This is a genomic window from Streptomyces sp. NPDC029216 (assembly GCF_040648015.1).
Taxonomy (GTDB): Bacteria; Actinomycetota; Actinomycetes; order Streptomycetales; family Streptomycetaceae; genus Streptomyces.
Genome location: NZ_JBEZWL010000008.1, coordinates 90,180 through 117,004 on the forward strand (window position 1 = coordinate 90,180; position 26,825 = coordinate 117,004).

Genomic DNA, 26,825 nt, shown 5'->3' on the forward strand with positions numbered 1-26,825 from the left:
CACGTGCCCCTAGCCGCCGGGACGAGCCCGCACGGAGGCGGGCGGAGCCTCAGCCCCGCCCGCCCGGTGGTGTGACGTTTCGCTACCCCGTCACCCGAAAATGTGACCCAGCGTGCGCGCTGCGCGCTCGGCGTCGGCGAAACCGACGTAGAGCGGGGTGAACCCGAAGCGCAGGACGTCGGGGGCGCGGAAGTCGCCGACGATGCCCCGGGAGATCAGCTCGGTCATGACCTCGCGGGCGTTGGCCGCGCGGAGGGAGACCTGGCTGCCGCGGTGGGCGTGGTCCTCCGGGGTGACCACCTCGACCTCGCCCGGCGGGACGTACGCCGCCACGCAGTCGAGGAAGAAGTCGGTCAGGGCGAGGGACTTGGCGCGGACGGCCTCGACGTCCACGTCCTGCCAGGCGTCCAGGGCCGACTCCAGGGCCAGCATGGACAGGATGTCCGGGGTTCCGACGCGCGTACGGGCCGCGCCCGGGGCGGGCGAGTAGTCCGGGGTCATCGCGAAGGGGTCGGCGTGGCCGTTCCAGCCGGGGAGCGGGGAGTCGAAGGCCGCCTGGTGGCGTTCGGCCACGTAGATGTACGCCGGCGCGCCGGGGCCGCCGTTGAGGTACTTGTACGTACAGCCGACCGCGAGGTCGACGGCGTGCGCGTCGAGGCCGACGGGCAGGGCGCCGGCGGTGTGGCAGAGGTCCCAGACGATCAGCGCGCCCGCGGCGTGGGCGGCCTCGGTGAGGGCGGGCAGGTCGTGGAGCCGGCCGGTGCGGTAGTCGGCGTGGTTGAGGAGGACGACCGCCGTGTCCGCGCCCATCGCGCCGGCCGCGTCCGCCGGGTCGACCGGGACGAGCTCCAGGCCGGTCATCCGGGCGGCGGAGGCGGCGATGTAGCCGTCCGTCGGGAAGGTGGCGGCGTCGACCAGCATCACGGTCCGGCCGGGCGCGGCCAGGCGGGCGGCGCCGACCAGGGCCTTGAAGAGGTTGACGCTGGTGGAGTCGCCGACGGTGATCTGGCCGGGGGCGGCGCCGACGAGGGGGGCGATGCGGTCGCCGATCCGCTCGGGGGCGGTCCACCACTGGCTCTCGTCCCAGGAGCGGATGAGCAGTTCGCCCCACTGGCGGTGGATGACGTCGGACATCACGCCGGGCACGCCCGCCGGGAGGGCCCCGAGGGAGTTCCCGTCGAGGTAGACGATGCCGTCGGGGAGGGTGAAGCGCTCGCGGAGCTTGCCGAGGGGATCTTCGGCGTCGAGGCGGGCGGCGCGGTCCTGGAGGTCCTTGAACATCGCGTCAGACATGGCTGCGGGCCGTCCACAGCTCGGGGAAGACGTTCTTGGCGGCACGCTTCTCCAGCCAGGTCACCCCGGCGGAGCCGCCCGTGCCGGTCTTGGCGCCCATCGCACGGCGGGTGGCGACCAGGTGGTCGTTGCGCCAGCGCCAGACGAGCTCGGCCACGTCCGTCAGGACCTCGCCGAGGCGGTGCAGGTCGGCGTGGGCGCCGGCCGGGTCGGCGTAGAGGCCGGTCCAGACGGCCTCGACGGCGGCCGAGGGCTCGTAGCGCTGGGACAGGTCCCGGTCGAGGACCTCGCGCGGGACGGCCAGGCCGCGGCGGGCCAGCAGGCGCAGGGTCTCGTCGTAGAGGCTGGGCTCCTGGAGGGCCTTCTCCAGCTCGGCGTGGACGCGCGGGGCGCCGCGGTGCGGGACCAGCATGGACGCGGACTTCTCGCCGAGGAGGAACTCCATCCGGCGGTACATCGCGGACTGGAAACCGGAACCCTCGCCGAGGGCGCTGCGGTAGGCGTTGAACTGCGCGGGGGTGAGCTGGGCCAGCGGGCGCCAGGAGTGGTTGAGCGCCTCCAGCTCCCTGAGGGATCGTTTCAGCGCGTCCATCGCGACGGGGATGTCGTCCTCGCGCAGGGCGCGGGCGGCGGTCTCCCACTCGTGGACGATGACGGTGAACCACAGCTCCATGACCTGGGTCGTCACCAGGAACACCATCTCGCCGGGGTCGTCCGAGCGCAGGTGCTGGAGGTGGGTGAGGACGTCCGCCTGGACGTAGTCCTCGTAGGGGGTGGTGCCGTCGAAGTCGAGGTTCGGGGTGTCCGAACCGGCTCCGGAGGCATCAAGGGCGTGCGACATCGCTGTCTCCTCGACACGTGCTTCCGGGTAGCGGTCCGCTCCTTCCGGCTGGGTAAGTGGAGCCCCGGTCCCCTGCATCGCATCATAAACAGGAGATCCGGGGCGCCTCTAGGGCATACGGCCGGGCCGTTACGCGAGCGTGTCCGCCGCGGTCGGGGAGGAGTCGCGCAGGAAGGTCGAGCAGCGCTCGTACTCGTCCTTCTCGCCGATGGCCCCGGCGGCCCGGGCCAGGGCGTGCAGGGCGCGCAGGAAGCCGCGGTTCGGCTCGTGCTCCCACGGCACCGGGCCGTGGCCCTTCCAGCCGGCGCGGCGCAGCGCGTCCAGGCCGCGGTGGTAGCCGGTACGGGCGTAGGCGTACGACTCGACGGTGCGGCCGGCGGCGAAGGCCTCGTCGGCGAGGGCGGCCCAGGCGAGGGAGGAGGTCGGGTGGGCGGCGGCCACCTCGGACGGGGCGGTGCCGGCGGCGAGGGCCTCGCGGGGCGCGGGCTCGTCGGGCAGGTGGGTGGGGGCGGGGCCCCCGAGCAGGTTCTGGTGAATCGACATGGGATCAGTGTGTCCGACGCGGCCGGCCGGCAGGGCCGTCACACCCCGGTCCGGTGCTGCGCCGGCGCGGCCGGGGAGGGTGCGGCCGTCCGGGTGGCGGCGGCGGCCGGGCGGTCCGCGGTGGCCCGGACGGCGGGGGCCGGGTGGTCCGCTGCCGTCGGGGGCTCGGCCGCCGCCGGGTGGCAGGGGGCCGGGGGGACGGTGGGCGGGCAGGTGGCGGCGAGTTCCCGGCGCAGTACCGGGACGATGTGCTCGCCCAGGATGTCGATCTGCTCCAGGGCCGTCTTCAGCGGGATCCCGGCGTGGTCCACGGCGAAGAGCTGGCGCTGGCAGTGGCCGTAGGCCTCCCGGAAGCCGAGGATCTTCTCGATGGCCTCGTCGGGGCTGCCCACGGTCAGCGGGGTCCGGGCCGTGCACTCCTCCAGGGACCAGTGCCCGGCCCACGCCGGGGAGCGGTGGAAGTACGGGCGGAACTCGCTGAGCGCGTCCTGCGAGCGGGCCCGGACGAACAGCTGCCCGCCGAGGCCCACGATGGCCTGCTCGGGGGCGCCGTGGCCGTGCTCCGCGTACCGGGAGCGGTAGAGCTCGACGAGGCGGGCGTAGTGCTCGACGGGGGCGACGAGGTTGTCGGCGAAGAAGCCGTCGCCGTAGTAGGCGGCCCGCTCGGCTGTCTCCGCGGAGTGCACCGCGGCGTGCCACACGAAGGGCGGTACGCCGTCCAGCGGGCGGGGCGTGGAGGTGAACCCGTCCAGGCGGGCGCGGGAGCGGCCGCGCCAGTCGACGTCGGTCTCGCGCCAGAGGCGGTGCAGCAGGGCGTAGTTCTCGCGGGCGAGGGCGCCGGTCTGGCGGAGGTCCTGGCCGAACCAGGGGTAGACGTCCGGGGTGTTGCCGCGTCCGGTGATCAGGTCGAGGCGGCCGCCGGCCAGGTGCTGGAGCAGCGCGTACTCCTCGGCGACGCGCACCGGATCGTTGGTGGTGATCAGGGTGGTGGCGGTGGAGAGGATCAGCCGCCGGGTGCGGGCGGCCACGTACGCGAGCAGGGTGGCCGGCGAGGAGCAGACGTACGGCGGGTTGTGGTGCTCGCCGGTGGCGAAGACGTCGAGGCCGGCCTCCTCCGCGCGCACGGCGAGCGTGGTCATGGCGAGGATGCGCTCGTGCTCGGTCGGCATGCGGCCGGCGCGGGGGTCGGGGGCGAGCTCGCCGACCGAGAAGATGCCGAACTGCACGCCGCTTCTCCCGCCTTCTCACGCCTCCCTTGCCGACGCCGCGGGTCCCGACCGTGCCCGATCTGCGGTGATCCGGCCAGGTCCGGGCCGGCAGTCCGTCAAGTCGCCGGGTGGTGGGGACCCCACCACCTCCGGGGCGAGCGCGGTGACCGGCACACCTCCCCCAACAGGGGGTCCTCGTCGGACGGTAGAGGGCAGTGGACGCACGCCGAGGGGGCATGTCGTGAAAGCGGTCATGAGCAGTAGCACCACCATGAGCACCATCACGGGGACGGGGACGGGGACGGGAACGGGGAGAGGGACGGGGCGGCCGGATCCGGCCCGGGACGCGGCCGACGACCTGTGTGCCGCCGTCTTCTCCTCCCTGCGCCGCAAGGACCAGCGCGAGAAGGGCCGCCAGTACGTCCAGGGGCTGCTCGCCCTGCCGGGCCGCAAGTCGATGCGCGGGATCGCCGGCCAGGTCGGCGGCGGGGCGGCCGAGCAGAGCATGCACCACTTCATCTCCAGCTCCACCTGGGACTGGCAGCCGATCCGCGCCGCCCTCTCCCGCTACCTGGAGGCGGCCAGTCCGCTGACGGCGTGGGTGGCGCAGCCGATGGCCATCCCCAAGGGCGGGGAGCACTCGGTGGGCGTGGCCCACCGCTTCGACCCGCACCAGGGGCAGATGTTCCGGGGGCAGCAGGCGTTCGGGACCTGGTTCGCCTCGGCCGCGCTGGCCACCCCGGTGGGCTGGGAGATGTACCTGCCGGAGACGGACGGGGCGGAGGAGCACGCGGCCGGGCACGCGGCGGACCCCGCGGGGGAGCACGCGGCGCGGGCCGCGTACGAGGAGGCCGCGGCGGCCGCCGTGATCTCCACCGTGCGGCGCAGCGGGAGCCCGGTGCGGCCGGTGGTGCTGGACATCCGGCAGATCGGCACCCGCTCCACAATGAACCGTTTCGCCGAGGCCGGGCTGCCCGTCATCGCCCGGATCAGCCCGGCCACCCCGCTGCTCGTCACCGATCCGGCGCTGCCCGGCCACGGTGCGGGGGCCCGGTGCGCGCGGGACGTCCTGCAGTCGGTCAAGGGGCTGTGCACGCCGGTGGAGTGGACCGACCCGGATCCGGCGGCCGGCGGCGGCCGCCACCGCAGCACCCTCGCGGTCGCGGTGCGGGTGATGATGCCCGACCCCTCACCGGCCCGCCGCCGTCACCTGCTGCTGGTCGGCGAGTGGGCGGACCCGCGCCGCGCCCCGTCGCAGCTGTGGGTGACGGACCTGGTACGGCTGCCGGTGGGCCCGCTGCTGCGGCTGACGAAGCAGGGCCGCCGCGTGGCCTTCGCCGCCGAGCACAGCGGCCAGGAGGCGGGGCTGCGCGACTTCGCGGGGCGGGCGCTGCCGGGCTGGCACCGGCACATCACCCTGGCCTCGGTCGCGCACGCCGCCCGGGCCCTGACGGGGACGGAGGGTTAGGGGGTCTCGTACGGGGCCGGGTACGTGCCCGAGCGGTCGGCGGCGGTGCGGCGGTCGTGGAGGACCGTGCGGGTCTTCCGCAGCCGCAGCGCCATCTGGATCTCCAGCGCCCGGCCGGGTTTCTGCCAGTCGGGGCCCAGCAGTTCGGCGATGCGCTCCAGGCGGCGGGAGACCGTGTTGGGGTGGACGTGCAGGGCCTCGGCGGCGTGGGTGGGGCTGGCGCCGGAGGCGAAGTAGGCCTCCAGGGTGCGGGTCAGCTCGGTCGGCCGGTCGGTGTCGTACTCCAGGACGGGGCCGATCGTGCCGGCGATGTAGGACTCGACGTCGTGGTCGGCGGACAGCAGCAGGCCGAGGAAGCCGAGTTCGCGCAGGGAGGCGGTGCCGCCGGCCCCGTCGAGGGCGGTCAGCGCGTCGAGGCAGCGCACCGCCTCGGCGTAGACGCGGGCCACCTCGCCCGGGCCGCCGGTGGGTCCGGCGGCGCCGGTGGACACCGCGTGCCCGAGCAGCGGCGAGAGTTCGCCGGAGGCCCGGTGGGCGGCGGCGGAGGCGTCGGTGCCGGGCAGGACGAGGACGATGCAGCCCCGGCGGACGCCCTTGAGGCCGCCCATCCGGTACGCGTACGAGGAGGCCCAGGCGACGGCCTTGCCGAGTTCGCCGCCCTCGGGCCGGGCGACCACCACCACGTGCGGGCGGTCGAGGTCGATGCCGAGCCTGCGGGTGCGTTCCAGCAGGTGCAGGTCGACGGAGTGCGGCCGGTCCAGGAGGTCGGCGAGGAGTTCGTCGTGGACGGGCCCCTCGGCGGCGGCGGTGCCCCGCTGGATGAGCATCAGGGAGGCCACGGACTGGGCGGCGAGCTGGAGCAGCCGTACGTCCTCGTCGGCGAGCGGGGCGGAGGCGCTGAGCAGCAGCACCCCGAGGTCCTCGGCGCCGGCCAGGACGGGGGCCAGCCACAGGTCGCCGGGCAGGCGTACGGGGCGGCGGTCGGTGAGGGCCTGGAGGGCCGCCTTGGTGACGGCCTCCTCGTCCAGGCCGGGCAGTTCGCCGGTGGCGGTCAGCGGGCGCCCGCCGGGGTCACGTACCTGGAGCACGCCGTCCAGCGCGTCGGCGGTGGCCCGGGCGAGGGTGGGCAGGCCCGCGCCGTCCAGGACGAGTCCGGCGAGGCGGGCGTGGCATTCCCAGAGGTAGCGGACGCGGGTGAGGGCGGTGTTGGTGCGCGAGCCGAAGGCCTCCAGCTCGGTGACCTGGTCGCGGGTCTGCTCCAGCAGCCGGGCCTTCTCGATGGCGACGGCGGCCAGGTCGGCGAGGGAGAGCATGATGCCCACCTCGTCCGGGGTGAACTGCCGTACGGCGCGGTCGGAGCCGTAGAGGGCGCCGAGCGTGGAGTCCCCCCGGCGCAGCGGGACGGCGATGATCGCGTGGAGGTCCTCGGCCTCCACGACGGCGTCGATGCCGGGGGCGTGGGCGATGGTGGGGTCGGCGAGGTAGTCGGGGGTCCACACCGGGGAGCGGCGGGCCTGGGCGATGCTGCCGAGGCCCTGGCCGGTGCCGAGTTCGAGGCCGACGTTGAGGGCGGTGGTCTCGCCCTCGGAGGTGCGGACGTACGCCGTGCCGTCGGGGCGGCTCAGGGAGAGCCAGGCCATGTCGAAGCCGAGGAGGCGCCGGGCGCGGCGGGTGATCAGGCGCAGCAGGCCGTCGATGTCGTAGGGGGAGGTCAGGTCGTGGGCGGTGTCCACGAGGGCGGTGAGGGCGGCTTCGCGCTGGCGGCTGCGGCTGACGCGGGCCTGGACCGAGCGGGCCAGTTCGAGGGCGCGGGTGAGCCCGTCGAGGGCGGCGTCGTCGGCGCCCGCGGCGCGTGCCTCGGTGAGCAGGGCCTCGTACCGGCTCGGCGGGGCGTCCTCCGCGAGCAGTTCCAGTACGGCCCGTGCGCCCGCGTCGTCCCCGCGCATCCTGCCGTCCCCCCTCCGACCAGCCGTTTTTCTCGGCCCCGCGTCCCGTCCCGAAACCTAGGTTCCGGGCGGCGGGGGGTCAAGCACGGGTCAAGGGGCGGCCGGTCAGCGGCGTACGGCGCCGGCCAGGGGCAGTCCGGGGGCGGGGAGGGACGCGCGCAGGGTTTCGACGCGGGCCTCGGCGCGGCGCAGGGCCGCCAGGTAGGCGCCGTCGGGGCGCTGGCCGCCCGCACCGCGCAGGCCGGCGAGTTCCAGGAGCAGTTCGCGGTGGTGGCCGAGGGCGAGTTCGGCTTCGACCCACTGGCCGAGGACGGAGAGCCGGTCGGCGTCGAGGGTGGCGGTGCGGCCGCGGAGCCAGGTGCCGGCGTCGATGCCGTCGAGGGCGGGGCCGGTCCACAGGTCGAGGGCGCGGCGCAGCCTTAAGGCGGCCTGTTGGAAGTCGCCGCGGCCCATGGCCCGGTAGCCGGCGCCGGCCTCGCGCTCGAACTCGCGGACGTCGCAGCGGCCGCCGCCGGTGTCGAGGAGGTATCCGCCGGGGCGTGCGGACAGAACGGTCTCGGGGGTACGGACCGAGCCGGCCCCGAGGGCCTCGCCGAACCGCTCGCGCAGCCGGCGTACGGCGGTGTGCAGGGCGGCGCGGGTGTGTTCGGGCGGGGTGTGGCGGGCCAGCTCGTCGGCGAGTACGCGGACGGGGACGAGGCGGTCGGGGCAGGCCGCGAGGGCCGCCAGGACGTGCCGGGACTCCGGTGTGGGGGCGGTGATGGGCACACCGTTCTCGGTGACCCGTGGTGCGCCGAGTACCTCAATGTCCACAGTGTTCTCCCTGGGCAGGCGAGCAAAAAAATAATACCCGGAAGGATCTTTTAGGGAAGAGGGCGGCGGGCGGCGGGTCCTACGCCAGGGTGTCCGGGTCGTCCCCGTCCCCGGCCGGGGGCACTCCGTTCGCGCAGCCGACCCGGCACTCGTGCAGGCCCTGCGGCCCGTACAGCGCCCTCGCGCCGCGCCCGGGGGCGGTGTCCAGCCGGATCGCCACGGCCGGGACCACCACGTTCGGCATCACGTGCGTGTAGAGCTCGGCGACCTGGGCGTCCATGTCCAGGCCGAGCGTGTGGGACATGGTGTTCAGCCCGGCGTACGCGCCGACGATCAGCCGTGCGGGGACCACGGGGTCGACGCCCGGCAGGAGCTCCCCGCGCCGCCGGCCCTCGGCCAGCACGTCGGTGCACAGCTGGATCCAGGTCTCGTAGGGCGTGGCCCGGTCGAGGTCGCCCGTCTGGTCCAGGGTGAGCCGGGCGCTGGCCCGCATCAGCACGTCGTGGTGCATCTGGTGCGAGAAGACCATGCCGATGTCGATGAACTCCTGCGCCTTGTACTGCTGCGGCAGCGCCTGCGGCTGGGCCTCGTTCTGCGCGTGGATGACGGCCTGGGCCAGGCCCTCCTTCGAGTCGAAGTGGAAGTAGAGGGCGCCCTTGGTGACCTTCGCGATGTTGACGATGTCCGAGAGCTTGGCCGCGTCGTAGCCGTTCTGCTCGAACACCACGGCCGCCGCCTCCAGGATGGCGCGGCGGGTGCGCACCGCCCGGTCCTGCTTCACCTGGGGTCGCTCTGTCCTCATATGTGGCGTCGCCTCTCCTGGCCCGCCGGCTTCACATTCCCACGGGTACGTTTTCTCTCGGCTAGATTCCACACCATCGCGCGGCCAGCCGTCCACCGGCGTATGTCACCTCCCCCGAATGCGGTACGAACTCATACGAACGCACAGGAAAGAGGGGCCCGCCGGTCCGTTTCCGGACGGCGGACCCCTCTTCGAGTCCTGTGGCGCTGGGGAGCAGCCGGGGACTACTTCAGCTTGGTGCCCGTGGAGCGCAGGTCGGCGCAGGCCTGGAGGACGCGCTTGGCCATGCTCGCCTCGGCCAGCTTGCCCCAGGTGCGCGGGTCGTAGGTGGACTTCTTGCCGACCTCGCCGTCCACCTTCAGGACACCGTCGTAGTTGCGGAACATGTGGTCCGCGACCGGGCGGGTGAAGGCGTACTGGGTGTCGGTGTCGAGGTTCATCTTCACGACGCCGTTCTCCAGCGCGGTGGCGATCTCCTGCTCGGTGGAGCCGGAGCCGCCGTGGAAGACGAAGTCGAACGGGTTGCTCTTGCCGTACTTCTCGCCGACGCCCTGCTGGAGGTCCTTGAGGAGTTCGGGGCGCAGGACGACGTTGCCCGGCTTGTAGACGCCGTGCACGTTGCCGAAGGAGGCGGCCAGCAGGTAGCGGCCCTTCTCGCCCAGGCCCAGGGCCTCGGCGGTGCGGATGGCGTCCTCGACGGTGGTGTACAGCTCGTCGTTGATCTCGTGGCTGACGCCGTCCTCCTCGCCGCCGGTCGGGGTGATCTCGACCTCAAGGATGATCTTCGCGGCGGCGGCCTTGGCGAGCAGCTCCTGGCCGATGGCCAGGTTGTCGGCCAGGGTCTCGGCGGAGCCGTCCCACATGTGCGACTGGAAGAGCGGGTTCAGACCCTTGGCCACGCGCTCGGCGGAGATGTCGAGCAGCGGGCGGACGTAGCCGTCCAGCTTGTCCTTGGGGCAGTGGTCGGTGTGCAGCGCCACCGTGATGTCGTACTTCGTGGCGACGACGTGCGCGAACTCGGCCAGGGCGACCGCGCCGGTGACCATGTCCTTGTTGTACTGGCCGCCCAGGAACTCGGCACCGCCGGTGGAGATCTGGATGATGCCGTCGCTCTCGGCCTCCGCGAAGCCGCGCAGCGCAGCGTGCAGGGTCTGGGTCGAGGTCACGTTGATCGCCGGGTAGGCGAACTTGCCTGCCTTCGCCCGGTCGAGCATCTCGTTGTAGACCTCGGGGGTTGCGATGGGCATCTGTCCGCTCCTTGGATGTGCGGGGAGTGTGCTTATTGCGGGCCCTGACCTGGGGGCGACGTCAGACGTCGCGCCTATCTTTCCAGACTCGGCGGAACACTCCACCCCGCGTGACGGCCCTGGTACGGCAAGAAGGGCGGGGCGTTTCACGTGAAACACCCCGCCCTTCCGGAAAGGCGCAGGTCAGGACCGGAGCGGAGGCTTCCGGGGACCTTCGTCACCAGTTGCCGCGAGCCCGTTCACCGGCCCCGCTGCCACTCCTTCGCGCCCACGATCCGAGACGACCGGGCTCAGGCCAGGCCCAGGTCCCCGAGCTGGTAGCCGGTGAGGTAGGGCAGGCCCGCTTCGGCGATGGCGTCGGCCGCGCCCCGGTCCACGATGGTGGCGACGGCGACGACCTCGCCGCCGGCCTCGCGGACCGCCTCGACGGCGGTCAGCGGGGAGCCGCCGGTGGTGGAGGTGTCCTCGACGACCAGGCAGCGCTTGCCCTTGACGTCGGTGCCCTCGATCCGGCGCTGCATACCGTGCGCCTTCTGCGCCTTGCGGACGACGAAGGCGTCCAGGCGCTGCCCGCGCGCGGCGGAGGCGTGCAGCATCGAGGTCGCGACCGGGTCAGCGCCCAGGGTCAGACCGCCGACGCAGTCGAATTCGAGGTCGGCGGTCAGGTCGAGCATGACCTGACCGACCAGCGGGGCGGCCTCGCCGTCGAGGGTGATGCGGCGGAGGTCGATGTAGTAGTCGGCCTCCTTGCCGGAGGAGAGGGTCACCTTGCCGTGTACGACGGCCTTGTTCTTGATCTGCTGCAGAAGCGCATCGCGTGTGCCTGCCGGCATTACTTCGTTGACGTCAGTCATGCCCCGAGCTTAATTGGGCCCTAGCGCGGGGAACGCAGCCGACGCCAGGTCCAGGTCGTGGAGACCTCCAGCGGGTCCACCGGGGTGACCAGGCGCGGGAGGGTGTTCAGGCCGTTCGGCGGGCCGGACTGCGGCTCGACGCAGACGGCCTCGGGCTGCTCGTCGTACACGACCACCCACTCGGCCGGGCTGGCGATCTTCAGCTCCAGGTCCCCGGGCCAGGTGAGGGTGACGTCCACCCCGTACGGGGTCCCGAAGCAGTCGTCCCAGGGGCCGGGGGTGGGGTCGATCCGGCGGCCGGTGGGGAGGTGGTCCGCGCCGCGCTCCTCCTGCCAGGCCGGCTCGAAGGCGATCTGCGCCTCGGCGCCGCCGTCCGTCAGGACGCGGTTGAACCAGGGGTGCCAGCCGACCTGGGCCGGGAAGGAGTCCTGGTACGTCTCGACGCCCATGGTGATCTTCAGCGCGTCCTCGGACAGCTCGAAGGTCTGCGTCACCCGGCCGGCGTGGGGCCAGGGGTCGGCGAGGTCGAAGTAGAAGGCCGCGCCGGTGTCGCTCACCGCGGCGGTCCGCCAGGCCAGGTCGCGGCCGAGGCCGTGGATGGCGTGCGGGGGTTGGTTCACGGGCAGCCGGTGGAGGGTTCCGCCGTCGCGGAACTCCCCGTTCGCGGTGCGCCCGCACCAGGGGACCATCGGGAAGGACCCGTAGCGCGGGCCCTGGCGCAGCAGCTCGATGCCGTCGACGCGCAGGCTGCCGACCCGGCAGCCGTTGTCCTGGTCGACGGTGATGTCGGCGCCGCCGGCGCTCAGTTGCGTACTCATACGGCCGACCCTACGGCGATCGGGGTCGGCGTCCGCTCAACGACCGCTGGGTGGCGGTTCGGTGACGGTCGGAGGGCGGTTCAGCGGCGGCGGCGCAGCGCCCTGCCGACGACCACGGCCGAGGCCAGGGCCAGGGCCGCGGCGGGGGCGATCCAGCGCAGGCCGGAGGCTCCGCTGCCGGACGAGGGGGCCGGGACGGGGGCGTAACGGCCGCGCGGGGGTGCGTGGTCGACCTCCTCGGCGCTGCGGCCGATCATCGTGCGGCGGGCGTGCGCGGCCTCGGCCGGGGGGTTCGGGGGCGCGGTGGGGTCGCCGGGGCCCGCGGCCTGCCCGGGGCCGGCGCCCTGCGGGAGCTCGCCGAGCTCCGGGAGCCCGGCGAAGTCCGGGAGGTCCGGCAAGCCCTCGTCCAGGAAGGGGTCGAGGGACGGCGGCGGCACCTCGGCGTCGAACACGGACGCGCTCCCGGTCCCGGTCGCGCCGGTTCCCCCGCCCTCCGCGTCCTGCGTCGGCCGGACCGGCCCGGGCTCCTCGGCCAGGTTGGCGCAGAGCCGGTCGAGCAGGCGCCGGATCGCGGCGGTCAGCGCCCCGGGGTCGAAGGCGGCGGCCCGGCCGTCGGCGGTGGCCTCCCCGGTGAACTCCAGCCGGGTCCCGCCCTCGTGGGGGAGCAGCCGCAGCCCCACCGAGAACGTGACGGTGCCGGCGCCGCGCACCTCGGCGCCCTCGCCCCGCACGGTGAAGTGCTCCGGGTCCCGCTCGGCCAGGGACAGGGTCCCGCGGTAGGTGACGGTGCTGGAGCCGACCCGCAGCCTGAGCCGCCCGGCCAGCGGCCTCGGGGCGGACCCGGTGTCCCCGGCGGCGGCCGCGCCGGTGTCGGCGTCCTGCTGGAGCCCGGGGACGCAGCGGGCCACCCGGGCGGGGTCGCGCAGCACGGCGCGCAGATCGTCTGCCGGTACCGGAACGAACACCTGATGCTCCATGCGGTCGAGCCTACCGACGAGAGCCGCCCCTGCACACGGACGTGACGCCCCCGGCGCGCGGGGGGGGTCGGCAGGGAGGTCAGGAGTAGCGCGGGTGCGGGAGCGTGGAGGGCGGCAGTCCGCGCAGCCGGGTCCGGGCAGCGTCCCGGGCGGCGTCCTGCAGGCTCCGGGTGGACACCGCGCGCAGGGCGGGCGTGTCGCGGTCCACCCGCAGGTCGGGGACCTGGTCCCGGGCGGCGAGGACGAAGCCCCAGTCCTGCGGCGGGGCGTCGGTGGCCCCCAGGGTCCGGTCGGGACCGGCGACGAAGCCGGAGAGGCGGCCGCCCGCGCCGTAGGGGGTGGTGAGCAGCCCGGCGGCGCGCAGGGTGGACTCGACGGTCCAGTACGTACGGGGCCGGGTGGTCAGCGGGCCCGCGTGGACGGCGATGCGCCCGCCCGGGTTCAGGGCCCGCGCGGCCAGCCCGTAGAACTCCTGCGAGTACAGCTTGGTGCTGGAGGTGATCCCCGGATCGGGGAGGTCGGAGACGATCACGTCGAAGCGGTCGCGGGCGGCGGGTCCGCGCAGCCAGCGGAAGGCGTCCTGGGAGACGACGCCCAGGCGCGGGTCCTCGTAGGCGCGGCCGTTGAGGGCGGAGAGCATCGGGTCGGTGCGGGCGAGCTCGACCACGCCGGGGTCGAGCTCGACGACGGTGACGGAGGTGACGTCCGGGTAGCGCAGCACCTCGCGGGCGGCGAGCCCGTCGCCGCCGCCGAGGACCAGGACGCGGGCGTGCGGGCCGGTCATCGCGGGGTGGACCAGGGCCTCGTGGTAGCGGTACTCGTCGTAGCCGCTGACCCGGAGCCGTCCGTCGAGGTAGAGGTCGAGGGAGCGCGGGGAGCCGGTGGAGGGGCCGGTCAGCACCAGCTCCTGCACCCCGGTCTGCACGGCGACCCGTACCTCCCCGCCGTAGACGGCGGTGCGGGCGACGCGCTCGAAGTCGTCGGCGAGCAGGGTCGCGGAGGCCAGCCCGGCGAGCACGGCCGCGTTGACCGCGAGGAGCAGCCAGCGGCAGCGCCGGCTGAGGTCGCGGCGGAACAGCCACAGGACGAGTCCGCCGCCGGCGAGGGCGTTGACGGTGCCGGTGAGCAGGGCGCCGGTGAGCTGGCCGAGGACCGGCAGCAGCAGGAAGGGGAAGGCGAGCCCGCCGACGAGGGCGCCCACGTAGTCGGCGGCGAACAGGTCGGCGACGGCCCCGCCGGCGTCCTGCCTGCGGATGCGCTGGATGAGGACCATCAGCAGTGGGATCTCGGCGCCGATGAGCACCCCGATGGCGAAGGAGAACGCGACGAGCGCGGGCCGGGACTCCCCCAGCCAGGCGAAGCTCGCGTACAGGGCCATGGCGGAGAAGCCGCCGAGCAGGGCGAGCCCGGCCTCGATGGCCACGAAGCCGAAGGCGGGGCGGGTGCGGAGCCGTTTGGCGAGGAGGGAGCCGACGCCCATGGCGAAGACCATGACGGACAGCACGACGGACGCCTGGGTGACGGAGTCGCCGATGAGGTACGAGCCGAGGGCGAGCAGCTCCAGCTCGTACACGAGCCCGCAGGCGGCGCAGACGAACACCGTGGCCAGGACGAGGAGTCGGCCGGTCCGGGGCGGTACGGGCAGGGCGGCCGGGACGGTCTGCACGCCCCGCGGCTCCGCCGCCGGGAGCACCCCGCGGGGGGCGGAACGGTCGATCATGCAGCGAACCGTACGTCACCACCCACTGGCACCCTGTCACCCACATGGGTGCAAGTGCCGCATAGATCCCGCCAGTTGGCGTAATCAGTTCGCAACGGGGCGGATCGGACAGGCCGGCTAGACGGACGCCCCCATCCGGACCCCCACCCGGGTGCGGGTGGCCACCAGCTGGCCCTCCTGCGGGTAGGCGTGCCAGGTCCGCCAGCGCACCTGCCCCTCGTGCCGCTGCGCGAGCATGGCGGTGAAGGCGTGCGGGTCACCCGGGAAGGTGCCCGCCAGGCCGTTCGGGTGATCCGCGACCAGGGCCAGCAGTTCCTGGGCCCGTCCCGCGAAGGAGCCGCGCGAGAGGGTCTCGACGCGCGCGGCGAACTCGTACTCCCAGTCCCCCACCCGCTTGGCCACGCCCAGCGGCAGCGGCGTCCGGCTGCCGGGCATGCAGGCGACCGTCTCCGAGCAGAGCACCTCGCCCTCCTCCAGGAGCACCTGATGGGAGGCCCCGAGCAGGCGCAACTCCACCTTCGCGTCCTCGAGCTGGAGGTTCAGTACGGCCAGGGCGGGCAGCCGGTCCCGTCCCAGGGCCCAGGCGAGATCGGCGGCACGCGTGTCGGTGTAGGTGGTCTGGAGGGTCGTGAGCATGAGTCGGCTCCGCAAACGCGCGAGGGAGAGGGGCCGGGTCCCGCCAGCGGCAATCAACGGGCGGGGGGACACCGGCACGGGTCCACAGGAAGTCCAGGGAGGTCCTCCGAGGACTGGCTCAACCGAGGGAATCATGAAAGGCACGGCACTCACAGCGCTTTTACCCAACTTGACGGGGTTTACATCCCCTCGGGGGCTACCCGGTTCAGGTGTTCAACGACAGGCCGCCCGTACGCCTTCGTACGCGCCCGAACAAGAAGACGCCCGAAGGAAGTTGTCCCCACCGGGCGCCGTGTCCACGCGGCCGCGGCCGCCCCGCTCCAGTGTCAGCTGCCCCCGCACCCGCCGCCACCGCAGGACGAACCGCAGGAGGACGACGAACCGCACGAGGACGAGGAACCGCAGGAGGACGAGGAGCCCCCGCCACCGGCCCACCAGCTGCCGGAACCGGACCCGCCGCCGCTCCCGAGTCCGCCGCCCCCGCCGCCCGCATTCTTCGCGATCCAGAGGATCCCACCGACGATCACCGCGATGATCACCCAGACGACCATGTGCTCGCCCCTTTCCGATATCCCCGGTCCCCCGGGGGGCGGGATCCCCGCGTCCCGCGTGCAGGGGGGATGCCCGCAGGCCAAACCCGCCAAAGCACACTTGAGCAACTCCAGAGGTTCCCCGCAGGATGGCGCCCATGAGCGCACCCGTGGGCAGCGACCGCCCCTTCCTGAACCGCCGCCTGGCGGCCTTCGGCACCACGATCTTCGCGGAGATGTCGGCGCTGGCCGCCCGCACCGGCTCCATCAACCTGGGCCAGGGCTTCCCCGACACCGACGGCCCCGCCGAGATCGCCGAGGCCGCCGTCCGGGCGATCCGCGACGGCCGGGGCAACCAGTACCCGCCGGGCCCGGGCGTCCCCGAGCTCCGCGAGGCGATCGCCGCCCACCAGCAGCGCTTCTACGGCCTCTCCTACGACCCCGACACGGAGGTGCTGGTCACGGCGGGCGCCACCGAGGCCATCGCCGCCGCCCTCCTCGCCCTCCTCGAACCCGGCGACGAGGTCATCGCCCTGGAGCCGTTCTACGACTCCTACGCCGCCTGCATCGCCATGGCGGGCGCCGTCCGCGTTCCGCTGACCCTGCGCGCCCCGCACTTCCGGCCCGACCTCGACGCCCTGCGCGACGCCGTCACCCCGCGCACCCGCCTGCTCCTGCTCAACACCCCGCACAACCCCACCGGCACCGTCCTCACCCGCGAGGAGCTCGCCGCCATCGCCGAACTGGCCGTCGAGCGCGACCTGCTCGTCGTCACGGACGAGGTGTACGAGCACCTGGTCTTCGAGGGCGGCCACACCCCGCTGGCCTCCCTGCCCGGGATGCGCGAGCGCACCGTCACCATCTCCTCCGCCGGCAAGACCTTCTCCTTCACCGGCTGGAAGGTCGGCTGGATCACCGCCCCGCCCGCACTGGTCTCGGCCGTCCGCTCGGCCAAGCAGTTCCTCACCTACGTCTCCTCCGGCCCCTTCCAGTACGCCGTCGCCGAGGCCCTCGCCCTCCCCGACACCTACTACGACGACTTCCGCGCCGACCTCGCCGCCAAGCGCGACCTGCTCACCGAGGGCCTGACCGCCGCCGGGTTCCAGGTCTTCCGCCCCCAGGGCACCTACTTCATCACCACCGACATCTCCCCCCTCGGCGAGAAGGACGGCCTGGCCTTCTGCCGCGCCCTGCCCGAGCGCTGCGGGGTCGTCGCCATCCCGAACCAGGTCTTCTACGACGACCGCGAGGCCGGCGCGACCCAGGTCCGCTGGGCCTTCTGCAAGAAGACGGGGGTCCTCCGCGAAGCCGTGGACCGTCTTCGGGCACTCTAGGGCTCGACATGGACGTGACGACGAGACAGACCCGGCCCGCGCCCGCGCGGGCCCCACGAAGACCGGAGACGGCCTGGTCGGCCGGGCTCGCCCTCGCGGTGTTCGCCGCCCTGCGCGGAGCCGGGGCGCTGGTGATCACCCTCGGGGCCTGGTGGGAGGGGCGCAACCCGGTGAAGGTGCTCGGGGGGTCCTGGGACTCCTACTGGTACCTCTCCATCGCCACCAACGGCTACGGCCGCACCCAGATGTGGCCAGCCTCCGATTCCATCCAGAGCGACTACGCCTTCTTCCCGCTGTACCCGGTGCTGGTGCACCTCACCGGCGGCGGCCCCGTCGCCGCCCTCGCGGTGGCCTGGACGGCCTCCGCGGTGGCCGCCGTCGGGGTGTACCGGATCGGGGAGCGGCTGCTCGGGGCGCGGGCCGGGGTGCTGCTCGTCGCGCTGTGGGCCTCGCTGCCGCACGCGGTGGTGCTGAGCCTCGGCTACACGGAGCCGCTGCTGTGCGCGCTGGCCGCCTGGGCCCTGTACGCGCTGCTGCGGGAGCGGTGGCTGTGGGCGGCCTCCCTGGCGGTGCTCGCCGGGCTGACCCGGCCCACCGGGATCGCCGTGGCCGCCGCCGTGAGCGTGGTGGCGCTGCGGGAGGTCCTGAGGGGCAGCCGCGCGCCCGCGGTGTGGGCGGCCGGGCTGCTCGCGCCCGCGGGCTGGGCGGCGTACGTCGTGTCCGTCGGGGTGCGCCGCCACGAGCTGCTCGGGTACTTCACCGTCCAGCGGCAGTGGGGCTCGCACTTCGACTTCGGCGCGGGCACGGCCAAGGTGGTGTCCAAGGTGCTGACCGGCGGGGACGTCACGATCCCGGTGGCCATGACGGTGGCCACGCTGGCCGCGGCGGTGCTGTTCGCGGTGTTCCTGCTGCTGGAGCGGGCGCCGCTGGCGCTGCTCGCGTACACCGCCATGCTGCTGGTGATCACGATCGGCGGGGCGGGGTTCTTCGAGTCCAAGCCGCGGTTCCTGCTGCCCGCGTTCCCGCTGCTGCTGCCGCTGGCCGCCGCCATGGCGAAAGCCCGGCCGCGCACGGCGGTCGCGGTGACCGCCGGTCTGGCCGGGCTCTCGTGCGGCTACGGGGCGTACCTCACGCTCCTCGCGAAGGTACCCCTCTAGGGGCCGTGGGGGGCGGGGACGGCTAGGCGTCGCCCCCGCCGTCGGAGTCGGAGTCGTCCTCGGCGGAGTCGACCTCCTTCTCCAGGCCGAGCTGCTCGATGAGCCACTTGTCGAACTCGATCGACGCGCGGACCCAGCTGACCGTGGAGGACACGAAGTGCTCCAGGCTGACGCCGGTGCCGATCAGCATCTGCGCCTCGCCGATCAGCCGGACAGAGCCGTCGTCGTGCGTGTGGCTGTAGACCTTGGGCCACAGGGTGCGGCGGTTCCAGTCGTCGATCGATTCGAGCAGCTGCGGCTTGTCGTCGATCGCGTGCGGACGGTCGTAGAAGGTCCGGACGGAGAAGACCTGCTGCTCGCCCTCACCACGGAACATGAAGTACGTGCGGAAGTCCTCCCACGGCGCCGCGAGGTCACCCTCGTCGTCGACGACGTACTTGAGCTCCATCTGTTCCAGGAGCTGCTTCACCAGGTCCTGGTCGGGGACGACGGGGCCCGCCGGTCCCGTGGCCTGCGGTTCGGGCTGACCCCCGAAGTTCGGAATCGAGGCCGGGTCGATGCTCACCGTGTACTTCCCTTCGTGCGGATACAGCCATCCTCCACCATCGCGCCTACCCCGTGTCCACCCCCGCACGCCCGATCCGCTCCGGGCGGACACGGGGGCGGACCGGTCCTTACCTCGGGGCCTACAGGGCCCGGCCCACCAGCAGGCCGTCACCGGCCACGTCGACCCGTACCGTGTCGCCGTCCCTGACCTCGCCGGACAGGATCTCCTTGGCCAGCCGGTCGCCGACGGCCGTCTGGATCAGGCGGCGCAGGGGGCGGGCTCCGTACGCCGGGTCGTTGCCCTTGTCGGCCAGCCAGGCCAGCGCCTCGGGCGTGACGTCCAGGCCGAGCCGGCGGTCGGCGAGGCGCTTGGCCAGGCGGGAGATCTGCAGCTCGGCGATGTGCGCCAGCTCGTCCCGGGTGAGGGCCGAGAAGACGACGAGGTCGTCGAGGCGGTTGAGGAACTCCGGCTTGAAGCTCGCCCGGACCACCTCCAGGACCCGGGTCTTCTTGTCCTCGGCGGAGGCGACCGGGTCCACCAGGAACTGGCTGCCGAGGTTGGAGGTCAGGATCAGGATGGTGTTGCGGAAGTCGACGGTGCGGCCCTGGCCGTCGGTGAGGCGGCCGTCGTCGAGGACCTGGAGCAGGATGTCGAAGACCTCGGGGTGGGCCTTCTCGACCTCGTCCAGCAGCACCACGCTGTACGGGCGCCGGCGCACGGCCTCGGTGAGCTGACCGCCCTCCTCGTAGCCGACGTAGCCGGGCGGGGCGCCGACGAGCCGGGCCACGCTGTGCTTCTCGGAGTACTCGGACATGTCGATGCGGACCATGGCCCGCTCGTCGTCGAAGAGGAAGTCCGCGAGGGCCTTGGCCAGCTCGGTCTTGCCCACGCCCGTGGGGCCCAGGAAGAGGAACGAGCCGGTCGGCCGGTCCGGGTCGGCGATGCCGGCGCGGGTGCGGCGCACGGCGTCCGCGACGGCCCGTACGGCCTCGGTCTGGCCGATCAGGCGGCGGCCCAGCTCGTCCTCCATGCGCAGGAGCTTCTGGGTCTCCCCTTCGAGGAGGCGGCCGGCCGGGATGCCGGTCCAGGCGCCGACCACGTCGGCGATGTCGTCCGGGCCGACCTCGTCCTTGACCATGCTGTCCTTGACGGGACCGGCCGCGGCCTCCTCCTCGGTGGCCTCGGCGAGCTCGCGCTCCAGCGCGGGGATCTCCCCGTAGAGCAGCTTGGAGGCGGAGTCGAAGTCGCCGTCGCGCTGGGCGCGCTCGGCCTGGCCGCGCAGGTCGTCCAGGCGCTCCTTGAGCTCGCCGACGCGGTTGAGGGACTGCTTCTCCTTCTCCCAGCGGGCGGTGAGGCCGCGCAGTTCCTCCTCCTTGTCGGCGAGGTCCTTGCGGAGCTTCTCCAGGCGTTCGATCGAGGCCGGGTCGGACTCGTTCTTCAGGGCCAGCTCCTCCATGCGCAGGCGGTCGACGGAGCGCTGGAGCTCGTCGATCTCCAGCGGGGAGGAGTCGATCTCCATGCGCAGCCGGGAGGCGGCCTCGTCGACGAGGTCGATGGCCTTGTCGGGGAGGAAGCGGGAGGTGATGTACCGGTCGGAGAGGGTGGCGGCGGCGACCAGGGCGCTGTCGTTGATGACGACCTTGTGGTGGGCCTCGTAGCGGCCCTTGAGGCCGCGCAGGATCGCGATGGTGTCCTCGACGGTCGGCTCCGCGACCAGCACCTGCTGGAAGCGGCGCTCCAGGGCCGGGTCCTTCTCGACGCGCTCGCGGTACTCGTCGAGGGTGGTGGCGCCGACCATGCGCAGCTCGCCGCGGGCCAGCATGGGCTTGAGCATGTTGCCCGCGTCCATGGCGGAGTCCCCGCCGGCGCCCGCGCCGACGACGGTGTGGAGCTCGTCGATGAAGGTGATGATCTGGCCCTCGCTCGACTTGATCTCGGCGAGGACCGTCTTGAGGCGCTCCTCGAACTCGCCGCGGTACTTCGCGCCGGCGACCATCGCGCCGAGGTCGAGGGAGACGAGCCGCTTGTTCTTCAGGGACTCGGGGACGTCGCCCTTGACGATGCGCTGCGCCAGGCCCTCGACGACGGCGGTCTTGCCGACGCCGGGCTCGCCGATGAGGACCGGGTTGTTCTTCGTGCGGCGGGAGAGGACCTGGACGACGCGCCGGATCTCGTGGTCGCGGCCGATGACGGGGTCGAGCTTGCCCTCGCGGGCGGCTGCCGTGAAGTCGGTGCCGAACTTCTCCAGGGCCTTGTACTGGCCCTCGGGGTCGGGGGTGGTCACCCGCCGTCCTCCTCGTGCGTTCTCGAAGGCGGCCAGCAGTTTCCCGGCGGTCGCGCCCTGGGCGGAAAGGACCTCACCGGCCGGGCCGCCCTTGGCGGCGACGGCGATGAGGAGGTGTTCGGTGGAGAGGTAGTCGTCCCCGAGGGTCTTGGCCTGGGCGTCGGCCTCCGCGAGCACGGCGAGCAGATCGCGGCTGGGCTGCGGGGGCGCGACGGTGGAGCCGGTGACGCTGGGCAGGGCGGCGAGCAGCCGCTCCGCGCCGGCGCGGACGGCGGCCTGGTCGGCCTCGGTCGCGGCGAGGAGGTCGGTGATGTTCTCGTTGTCCACGCCGGCGAGCAGGGCCAGCAGCAGGTGCGCGGGGGTCAGGTCGGCGTGGCCGTCCTTGACGGCCCTGCTGGTGGCCGCGTTCAGCGCGTCGCGGCTCTTGTTGGTCAGCTCGGCGTCCACTCTCGGTTTCTCCTCTCCGGCGGGTCCATGCATAACCCTGACAGGTTCAGCGTCTGCAAAGTTGAGTCTATTCCACTCAAGGCCGGTTTCGGCCCGGACATATGCTTCGGGCCATGTCTGTTTCGAAGCCGGTCCACGACGTACTCAACCCGACGCCCGAATACCTCGCCTTCTGGCGGGAGCGGCACGTCTGCACCCTGACCACCCCCCGGCCCGACGGGACCCCGCACGTGGTGCCGGTGGGCGTGACGTACGACCCGGAGGCCGGGATCGCGCGGGTGATCAGCAGCAAGCACAGCAAGAAGGTGCGCAACGTCCTGGAGGCCCCGGACGGAGCGGCGCGGGTGGCGGTGTGCCAGATGCAGGGCCGGCGCTGGGCCACCCTGGAGGGGCGCGCGGTGGTCCGTACGGACGAGGCGTCGGTCGCCGACGCGGTGGCGCGCTACGCGGAGCGGTACGGGCGGGTGCCCTCGCCGAACCCCGACCGGGTGGTCCTGGAGATCACCCTGGACCGGGCGATGGGCCGGGCCTGAGGAAAACGGCCGGATTCGAGCGGTCCTCCAGCGCTTCTCATCCGGTCCTCAGCCGATTGTCCTGTTCGGCCACTGGACGCGGACATCACAACGGCGCCATCGTGGTCAGGTCCACGATGGCGCCGTTGTGTGGGGGAAGCACCTGGAGCGATCTGCAACGACGGGGGAATCGCCTCAGGCACTGCGGGGGGTGGCGGCGGTGATATCGGGTTCGAAGAGCTGGTGATCACGCTGATCGAGGTTGACGAAGACCATGCCGTACCGCACTTCGCAGCGGACGGGCTGCGGTGCGCCCCGGGGGCGGCGCAGGCAGCGGTAGGCGCGGACGTCCTCGTCCTCCTCTCGCACGATGACGATGGGCTGGCCGAACAGGGTGACCATCAGCGAATCGCCGGCGTAGGGGATCGCCGTGGCGAGGTCGATGAACTGCCAGCCAGAGCGGTACGCCGAAGCCATCTCGCGCCGGAAGTCGCGGTCGTCGGGGGTCATCAGGCGGCCTTCGCAGGGATGGTGTCCCAGCCGAGATCGGTGCCGAGGGCGCCGGTACGGGTGCTGGGGGCCACGTCCCAGCCGAGATCGGGCTTACCGGCCGGACCGGAGGCCGCGCGGGCAACCTGCCCGGCGTTTCCCGCGTCCTCACTGACGGCGACTGCCGCACCGAAGACCGCAACGGCGGAGAAAACAACGGCAAGCGCCGAGCGAAGCATTCTCTTATACATGGTCGGCTTCGTCCTCACTTGATGGAATCCTCTCCCCCGCACTGTCAGACGATGGCTCATTCAGGCACGTCAGTGCCACAGGGACGATGCATCATGTTCTTACATGTTCAGGACCCTGGGGGGTGCAGATTTGGTGGCAAGCGAGACAAACCCGACACATCGCCACCCCGTCACGGAGATGTGCGCCGAGGGAGCGCGCGTGTACGCCGCGGCCCTGAGCACCGGCCGCGTGGCCCGCGGCGAGGTCAGGAACGCCCCCTGCCTGCTCGAATTCGCCCTGCTGCGGCCCGACCCGGATGACGCGAACCAGCTCCGCGCGGTTCCCCCGTCCGTCGCGCTCGCCCAGCGGCTCCATCCGCTCGAACGGGAGATCCAGGACCGCCGGCGCACCGCCGTCGAACTGACCGACGCATTCGAGCCGTTCCTCACCATCAGCGCCCAGAGCCCCGCCAACACGCACGCCATCACGGTGCTGGAGGGGATCGACCAGATCAACGCCGCCCTCGACCTGGCCACCGCCGAGTGCCACACCGAGGCCCTGACCGTCCAGCCGGGCGGCGGCCGGTCGTCGTTCATCCTCACCGAGGCACTGGAACGCGCCCAGCCGCTGATCGACCGCGGGGTCAGCATCCGCACGCTCTACCAGCACACCGTGCGGCACAGCCAGGGCACCCTCGCCTACGTGGACCGGATCTCCACGGGCAAGGTGGAGATCCGCACGCTGGAGGAGCTCATCGAGCGTCTCATGATCTTCGACCGTACGGTGGCCTTCATCCCGGCGAGCGATGACCGGAAAGTGGCCCTGGAGTTGCGCCACCCGGGACTGATCGACTATCTGATCCGGGTCTTCGAACAACTGTGGCGCAGAGCCGTGCCGTTGACCGACGAGGTCACGTACACGCACAACCCGGACGGCATCTCGGGCGTCCAGCGCTCCATCGCCCAGCTCCTCATCGAGGGGCACGTGGACGAGGCCATCGCCCGCCGGCTGGGGATGAACGTACGCACCTGCCGCGCGCACATCGCGAAGCTGGCCGCCGCCCTCGGCAGCGGCAGCAGAGCCCAGCTGGGCTACCTCATCGCCCAGTCCGGCATCCTGCACAGCGACGGCCCCCAGGAGGCCGCCACGGCCTGTCAGGGGCCCACTGAGCGCCTCACGGCACCGCGCTGAGGGAACAAGGCCGAAGGCCCCGCCCGGGGCCCCCTCGACGGCGGAGGGGGGCCCGGACGGGGCCTTCGTACGCGCTGCCTGCCGCGTCCGTCAGTCCATCGGGCGCTTGGGACGCCAGACGACCAGGGCGTTGCCCGGCTGCGGCGGCTGGTACGGGACCAGGTCGCGGCGGTACGAGGCGTGCACCGCGGCCTCGCGGGCCCGCAGGGCGGCGGCCGCGCCGTCCACGGCCGTGGACAGCTCGGCGACGCGCTGCTGGAGCGCGGCCACCTGGTTCTCCAGCTCGATGATCCGCTTGATGCCCGCCAGGTTGATGCCCTCGTCCTGGGACAGCTGCTGCACCGTGCGCAGCAGCTCGATGTCCCGGGCCGAGTACCGCCGGCCGCGCCCGGCCGTGCGGTCCGGGGAGACCAGGCCGAGGCGGTCGTACTGGCGGAGGGTCTGCGGATGGAGTCCCGAGAGCTGGGCGGCCACCGAGATCACGTAGACCGGTGTCTCGTCGGTCAACTGGTACGCCCCCTCACCGAAGCGGGGCTGTCGTCGGCGGCCTTCCATGTCAAGCTCCCTTCGCGGACTCGAACAGCAGGGCGCGCGGGTCGTCGGACTCGGTGGCGTCCCGGTACATCTCCAGGGCCTCGCGGGCCTTGTCGGACAGCTCCGCCGGTACCGCGACCTCCACCGTGACGAGCAGGTCGCCGCGGGTGCCGTCCTTGCGGACCGCGCCCTTGCCGCGGGCCCGCATCGTACGGCCCGTCGGGGTGCCCGGGGGCAGCTTCAGCGTGACCGCCGGGCCGCCCAGGGTCGGGACCTTGATGTCGGCGCCGAGGGCCGCCTCGGCGATCGTCACGGGCACGGTCACCGTGAGGTTGTCGTCCTTGCGGCCGAAGACCGGGTGGGTGCCGACGTGCACGACGACGTACAGGTCGCCCGCCGGGCCGCCGCGCTCGCCCGGGCCGCCCTTGCCGCGCAGCCGGATCCGCTGGCCGTCGGAGACGCCCGCCGGGATCCGGACCTGCATGGTCCGGGAGGACTTGGCGCGCCCGCTGCCCTTGCAGACCTCGCAGGGGTTCTCCGCGATCAGGCCGCGGCCCTTGCAGTCGGCGCAGGGGTCGGTCAGCGAGAACCCGCCGCCGCTGCCCCGGGAGACCTGGCCGGTGCCGACGCAGGTCGGGCACACCCGGGGCGTGCCGTTCTTGTCGCCGGTGCCCGAGCAGGCCTTGCAGGGGGCCTGCGAGGACATCCGCAGCGGGACGGTCGCCCCGTCGACGGCCTCGGTGAAGGAGAGCGTGACCTCGGACTCGATGTCCTGGCCGCGGCGCGGCTGGGTGCGGGTGCCCGCACCGGCGCCGGCGCCGCGGTTGAACAGGCCGCCGAAGACGTCGCCGAGGCCGCCGCCGAAGCCGCCCTGGCCGCTGCCCTGGGCGCCTCCGAAGAGGTCGCCCAGGTCGAAGTTGAACGAGCCGCCCCCGCCCGGACCGGGGCGGAAGCCTCCGTTGCCGAACAGGGTGCGGGCCTCGTCGTACTCCTTGCGCTTCTTGGCGTCGCCGAGGACGTCGTTCGCCTCGGAGATCTCCTTGAAGCGCGCCTCGGCCGAGGCGTCGCCCTTGTTGGCGTCCGGGTGGAACTCGCGGGCGAGCTTCCGGTACGCCTTCTTGATCTCGGCCTCGGTGGCGTCCTTCGGGACACCGAGGACCTTGTAGTAGTCCTTCTCGACGAAGTCCTTCGTGCTCATCCCCGGTGACCCTCCTCTCGGATGCCTACATGGTGTGCGTCAGCCCTTGTCGGGGGCATCGGTGTCCTTGTCGGACGGCGTGTCGCCGTCCGCGGACTCGGACTTGGCAGCGGGTGCCGCGCCCGGCTGGGGCTCGGCCACCGCGACCCGCGCGGGGCGGATCGTACGCTCCCCGATCCGGTACCCCGGCTGCAGGATCGCCACGCAGGTCGTCTCGGTGACGTCCGGCGCGTACGAGTGCATCAGGGCCTCGTGGATCGTCGGGTCGAAGGGCTCGCCCTCCTTGCCGAACTGCTGCAGCCCCATCTTGGCGGCGGCCGTCTCCAGCGACTCGGCCACCGACTTGAAGCCGCCGACCACCTCGCCGTGCTCCCGGGCCCGGCCGATGTCGTCCAGGGTCGGGAGGAGCTCCGACAGCAGGTTCGCGACCGCGATCTCCTTGACGGCGACCCGGTCCCGCTCCACGCGGCGGCGGTAGTTCTGGTACTCGGCCTGGAGCCGCTGGAGGTCCGCGGTGCGCTCGCCGAGCGCGGTACGGGCCTGGTCCAGCTGCGCCAGGAGAGCGATGTCCTGAGCGTCCCCGGCGGGGGCCGCCGCCTCCTCCTCGGAGGAGTCGGCGGCCTTCGCCTCGGCGTCGTCAGCGGCCGAGCCGGTGGGGACGTCGGGCTTCTCCTCGAAGCCCGGGGTCTCCTCCGACATCAGACCTGGCCGCCCTTCGGCTTGTCCTCGTCGACGATCTCGGCGTCGACGACGTCGTCGTCGGCCTTGGCGTGGCCCGCGTCACCGGCGCCGCCGCCGGCCTGCGCGGCCTGGGCGTCGGCGTAGATGGCCTGGCCCAGCTTCTGGCTGACCGCGGCGAGCTTCTCGGTGGCGGTGCGGATCTCGGCGGTGTCCTCGCCCTTGAGCTTGTCCTTCAGCTCGGTGACGGCCGTCTCGACCTCGGTCTTGACCTCGGCCGGGACCTTGTCCGCGTTGTCCGCGAGGAACTTCTCCGTCTGGTAGACGAGCTGCTCGCCCTGGTTGCGGGACTCGGCGGCCTCGCGGCGGCGGTGGTCCTCCTCCGCGTACTGCTCGGCCTCCTGGCGCATGCGGTCGACCTCGTCCTTGCCGAGCGAGGAGCCGCCGGTGACGGTCATCTTCTGCTCCTTGCCCGTGCCGAGGTCCTTGGCCGTGACGTGCATGATGCCGTTCGCGTCGATGTCGAA

The 26,825-nt window shown here is 73.0% G+C and carries 27 protein-coding genes; 5 read left to right on the forward strand and 22 right to left on the reverse strand.

Translation table 11 applies throughout. The features are described from left to right. Positions 1-90: 90 nt before the first annotated feature. The 4 genes from kynU to AB0F18_RS05600 all read right to left on the reverse strand — a co-directional run bounded on the left by kynU (position 91) and on the right by AB0F18_RS05600 (position 3,903). Positions 91-1,293, reverse strand: coding sequence for a kynureninase (gene kynU / locus AB0F18_RS05585; RefSeq protein ID WP_362055282.1), 1,203 nt, complete (start codon positions 1,291-1,293; stop codon positions 91-93). Further along, positions 1,286-2,134 (reverse strand): tryptophan 2,3-dioxygenase family protein, encoded by an 849-nt coding sequence (locus AB0F18_RS05590; protein ID WP_362055284.1) that lies wholly within the window; start codon positions 2,132-2,134, stop codon positions 1,286-1,288. The genes kynU and AB0F18_RS05590 overlap by 8 nt, the downstream gene beginning before the upstream one ends. A gap of 129 nt (positions 2,135-2,263) precedes the next feature. Further along, the gene (locus AB0F18_RS05595; protein WP_362055286.1) at positions 2,264-2,677 is read right to left on the reverse strand and encodes a DUF3151 domain-containing protein; all 414 of its coding nucleotides are present in this window, start codon (positions 2,675-2,677) and stop codon (positions 2,264-2,266) included. Positions 2,678-2,715: 38 nt separating this feature from the next. Continuing rightward, positions 2,716-3,903 carry a CE1758 family FMN-dependent luciferase-like monooxygenase gene (locus AB0F18_RS05600; RefSeq protein ID WP_362055287.1) on the reverse strand — a complete coding sequence of 396 codons (1,188 nt, stop codon included), beginning with the start codon at positions 3,901-3,903 and terminating at the stop codon, positions 2,716-2,718. Positions 3,904-4,138: 235 nt separating this feature from the next. On the opposite strand from AB0F18_RS05600, the gene AB0F18_RS05605 reads away from it, so the two are divergent. Further along, the gene (locus AB0F18_RS05605; protein ID WP_362055289.1) at positions 4,139-5,353 is read left to right on the forward strand and encodes a transposase; all 1,215 of its coding nucleotides are present in this window, start codon (positions 4,139-4,141) and stop codon (positions 5,351-5,353) included. Here the strand turns inward: AB0F18_RS05605 and AB0F18_RS05610 are convergent. The 10 genes from AB0F18_RS05610 to AB0F18_RS05655 all read right to left on the reverse strand — a co-directional run bounded on the left by AB0F18_RS05610 (position 5,350) and on the right by AB0F18_RS05655 (position 15,601). Next, entirely contained in the window at positions 5,350-7,299 is a 1,950-nt protein-coding gene (locus tag AB0F18_RS05610) for a helix-turn-helix domain-containing protein (RefSeq protein ID WP_362055291.1), read from the reverse strand. The genes AB0F18_RS05605 and AB0F18_RS05610 overlap by 4 nt on opposite strands. Before the next feature lie 105 nt (positions 7,300-7,404). Next, positions 7,405-8,112: a BTAD domain-containing putative transcriptional regulator gene (locus AB0F18_RS05615; protein WP_362055293.1), complete on the reverse strand. Its 708-nt coding sequence runs from the start codon at positions 8,110-8,112 to the stop codon at positions 7,405-7,407. A 79-nt stretch (positions 8,113-8,191) separates the two neighbouring features. After that, positions 8,192-8,914: a ScbR family autoregulator-binding transcription factor gene (locus AB0F18_RS05620; RefSeq protein WP_362055295.1), complete on the reverse strand. Its 723-nt coding sequence runs from the start codon at positions 8,912-8,914 to the stop codon at positions 8,192-8,194. A gap of 224 nt (positions 8,915-9,138) precedes the next feature. After that, entirely contained in the window at positions 9,139-10,161 is a 1,023-nt protein-coding gene (fbaA, locus tag AB0F18_RS05625) for a class II fructose-bisphosphate aldolase (protein WP_362055297.1), read from the reverse strand. A gap of 290 nt (positions 10,162-10,451) precedes the next feature. Then, entirely contained in the window at positions 10,452-11,015 is a 564-nt protein-coding gene (gene pyrE / locus AB0F18_RS05630; protein WP_362055299.1) for an orotate phosphoribosyltransferase, read from the reverse strand. A gap of 20 nt (positions 11,016-11,035) precedes the next feature. Then, a complete protein-coding gene (locus tag AB0F18_RS05635; RefSeq protein WP_362055301.1) occupies positions 11,036-11,833 on the reverse strand; it encodes an aldose 1-epimerase in 798 nt (265 codons plus the stop codon). Between the two features lie 80 nt (positions 11,834-11,913). Continuing rightward, positions 11,914-12,810 (reverse strand): SRPBCC domain-containing protein, encoded by an 897-nt coding sequence (locus tag AB0F18_RS05640; protein WP_362055303.1) that lies wholly within the window; start codon positions 12,808-12,810, stop codon positions 11,914-11,916. 79 nt (positions 12,811-12,889) lie between these two features. After that, the gene (locus AB0F18_RS05645) at positions 12,890-14,530 is read right to left on the reverse strand and encodes a polyamine aminopropyltransferase (protein ID WP_362055305.1); all 1,641 of its coding nucleotides are present in this window, start codon (positions 14,528-14,530) and stop codon (positions 12,890-12,892) included. A 117-nt stretch (positions 14,531-14,647) separates the two neighbouring features. After that, the gene (locus AB0F18_RS05650) at positions 14,648-15,166 is read right to left on the reverse strand and encodes a DUF2617 family protein (RefSeq protein WP_362055307.1); all 519 of its coding nucleotides are present in this window, start codon (positions 15,164-15,166) and stop codon (positions 14,648-14,650) included. A 213-nt stretch (positions 15,167-15,379) separates the two neighbouring features. Next, a complete protein-coding gene (locus AB0F18_RS05655; RefSeq protein WP_362055309.1) occupies positions 15,380-15,601 on the reverse strand; it encodes a hypothetical protein in 222 nt (73 codons plus the stop codon). A 244-nt stretch (positions 15,602-15,845) separates the two neighbouring features. Between AB0F18_RS05655 and AB0F18_RS05660 the strand changes: the two genes are divergently transcribed. Then, on the forward strand, positions 15,846-17,030 hold the full coding sequence (locus AB0F18_RS05660) for a pyridoxal phosphate-dependent aminotransferase (RefSeq protein ID WP_362055311.1): 1,185 nt from the start codon (positions 15,846-15,848) through the stop codon (positions 17,028-17,030). An 8-nt stretch (positions 17,031-17,038) separates the two neighbouring features. Further along, positions 17,039-18,187, forward strand: a complete 1,149-nt coding sequence (locus AB0F18_RS05665) for a hypothetical protein (RefSeq protein WP_362055312.1) — start codon at positions 17,039-17,041, stop codon at positions 18,185-18,187. Positions 18,188-18,209: 22 nt separating this feature from the next. On the opposite strand, the gene AB0F18_RS05670 is transcribed toward AB0F18_RS05665, so the two are convergent. After that, positions 18,210-18,752 (reverse strand): YbjN domain-containing protein, encoded by a 543-nt coding sequence (locus AB0F18_RS05670; protein ID WP_362055314.1) that lies wholly within the window; start codon positions 18,750-18,752, stop codon positions 18,210-18,212. Between the two features lie 121 nt (positions 18,753-18,873). Next, the gene (gene clpB / locus AB0F18_RS05675; protein WP_362055316.1) at positions 18,874-21,465 is read right to left on the reverse strand and encodes an ATP-dependent chaperone ClpB; all 2,592 of its coding nucleotides are present in this window, start codon (positions 21,463-21,465) and stop codon (positions 18,874-18,876) included. Between the two features lie 113 nt (positions 21,466-21,578). Between clpB and AB0F18_RS05680 the strand changes: the two genes are divergently transcribed. Next, on the forward strand, positions 21,579-21,998 hold the full coding sequence (locus tag AB0F18_RS05680; RefSeq protein WP_362055318.1) for a TIGR03618 family F420-dependent PPOX class oxidoreductase: 420 nt from the start codon (positions 21,579-21,581) through the stop codon (positions 21,996-21,998). A gap of 174 nt (positions 21,999-22,172) precedes the next feature. On the opposite strand, the gene AB0F18_RS05685 is transcribed toward AB0F18_RS05680, so the two are convergent. Continuing rightward, positions 22,173-22,487: a (2Fe-2S)-binding protein gene (locus AB0F18_RS05685; RefSeq protein WP_362055320.1), complete on the reverse strand. Its 315-nt coding sequence runs from the start codon at positions 22,485-22,487 to the stop codon at positions 22,173-22,175. Beyond that, a complete protein-coding gene (locus tag AB0F18_RS05690; protein ID WP_362055322.1) occupies positions 22,487-22,735 on the reverse strand; it encodes a hypothetical protein in 249 nt (82 codons plus the stop codon). Before AB0F18_RS05690 ends, AB0F18_RS05685 begins: the two co-directional genes overlap by 1 nt. Before the next feature lie 85 nt (positions 22,736-22,820). On the opposite strand from AB0F18_RS05690, the gene AB0F18_RS05695 reads away from it, so the two are divergent. Beyond that, positions 22,821-23,888 carry a helix-turn-helix transcriptional regulator gene (locus AB0F18_RS05695; protein WP_362055324.1) on the forward strand — a complete coding sequence of 356 codons (1,068 nt, stop codon included), beginning with the start codon at positions 22,821-22,823 and terminating at the stop codon, positions 23,886-23,888. Positions 23,889-23,978: 90 nt separating this feature from the next. On the opposite strand, the gene AB0F18_RS05700 is transcribed toward AB0F18_RS05695, so the two are convergent. From AB0F18_RS05700 to AB0F18_RS05715, 4 genes are all read right to left on the reverse strand, one after another. Next, positions 23,979-24,443, reverse strand: a complete 465-nt coding sequence (locus AB0F18_RS05700) for a helix-turn-helix domain-containing protein (protein WP_362055326.1) — start codon at positions 24,441-24,443, stop codon at positions 23,979-23,981. Between the two features lies 1 nt (position 24,444). Beyond that, entirely contained in the window at positions 24,445-25,620 is a 1,176-nt protein-coding gene (gene dnaJ / locus AB0F18_RS05705) for a molecular chaperone DnaJ (RefSeq protein WP_362055328.1), read from the reverse strand. Between the two features lie 39 nt (positions 25,621-25,659). Then, positions 25,660-26,319, reverse strand: coding sequence for a nucleotide exchange factor GrpE (gene grpE, locus AB0F18_RS05710; RefSeq protein ID WP_362055330.1), 660 nt, complete (start codon positions 26,317-26,319; stop codon positions 25,660-25,662). Continuing rightward, positions 26,319-26,825: Hsp70 family protein (locus AB0F18_RS05715; RefSeq protein WP_362055332.1), on the reverse strand; the 507-nt coding region annotated here is incomplete at its 5' end. The genes AB0F18_RS05715 and grpE, both read right to left, overlap by 1 nt.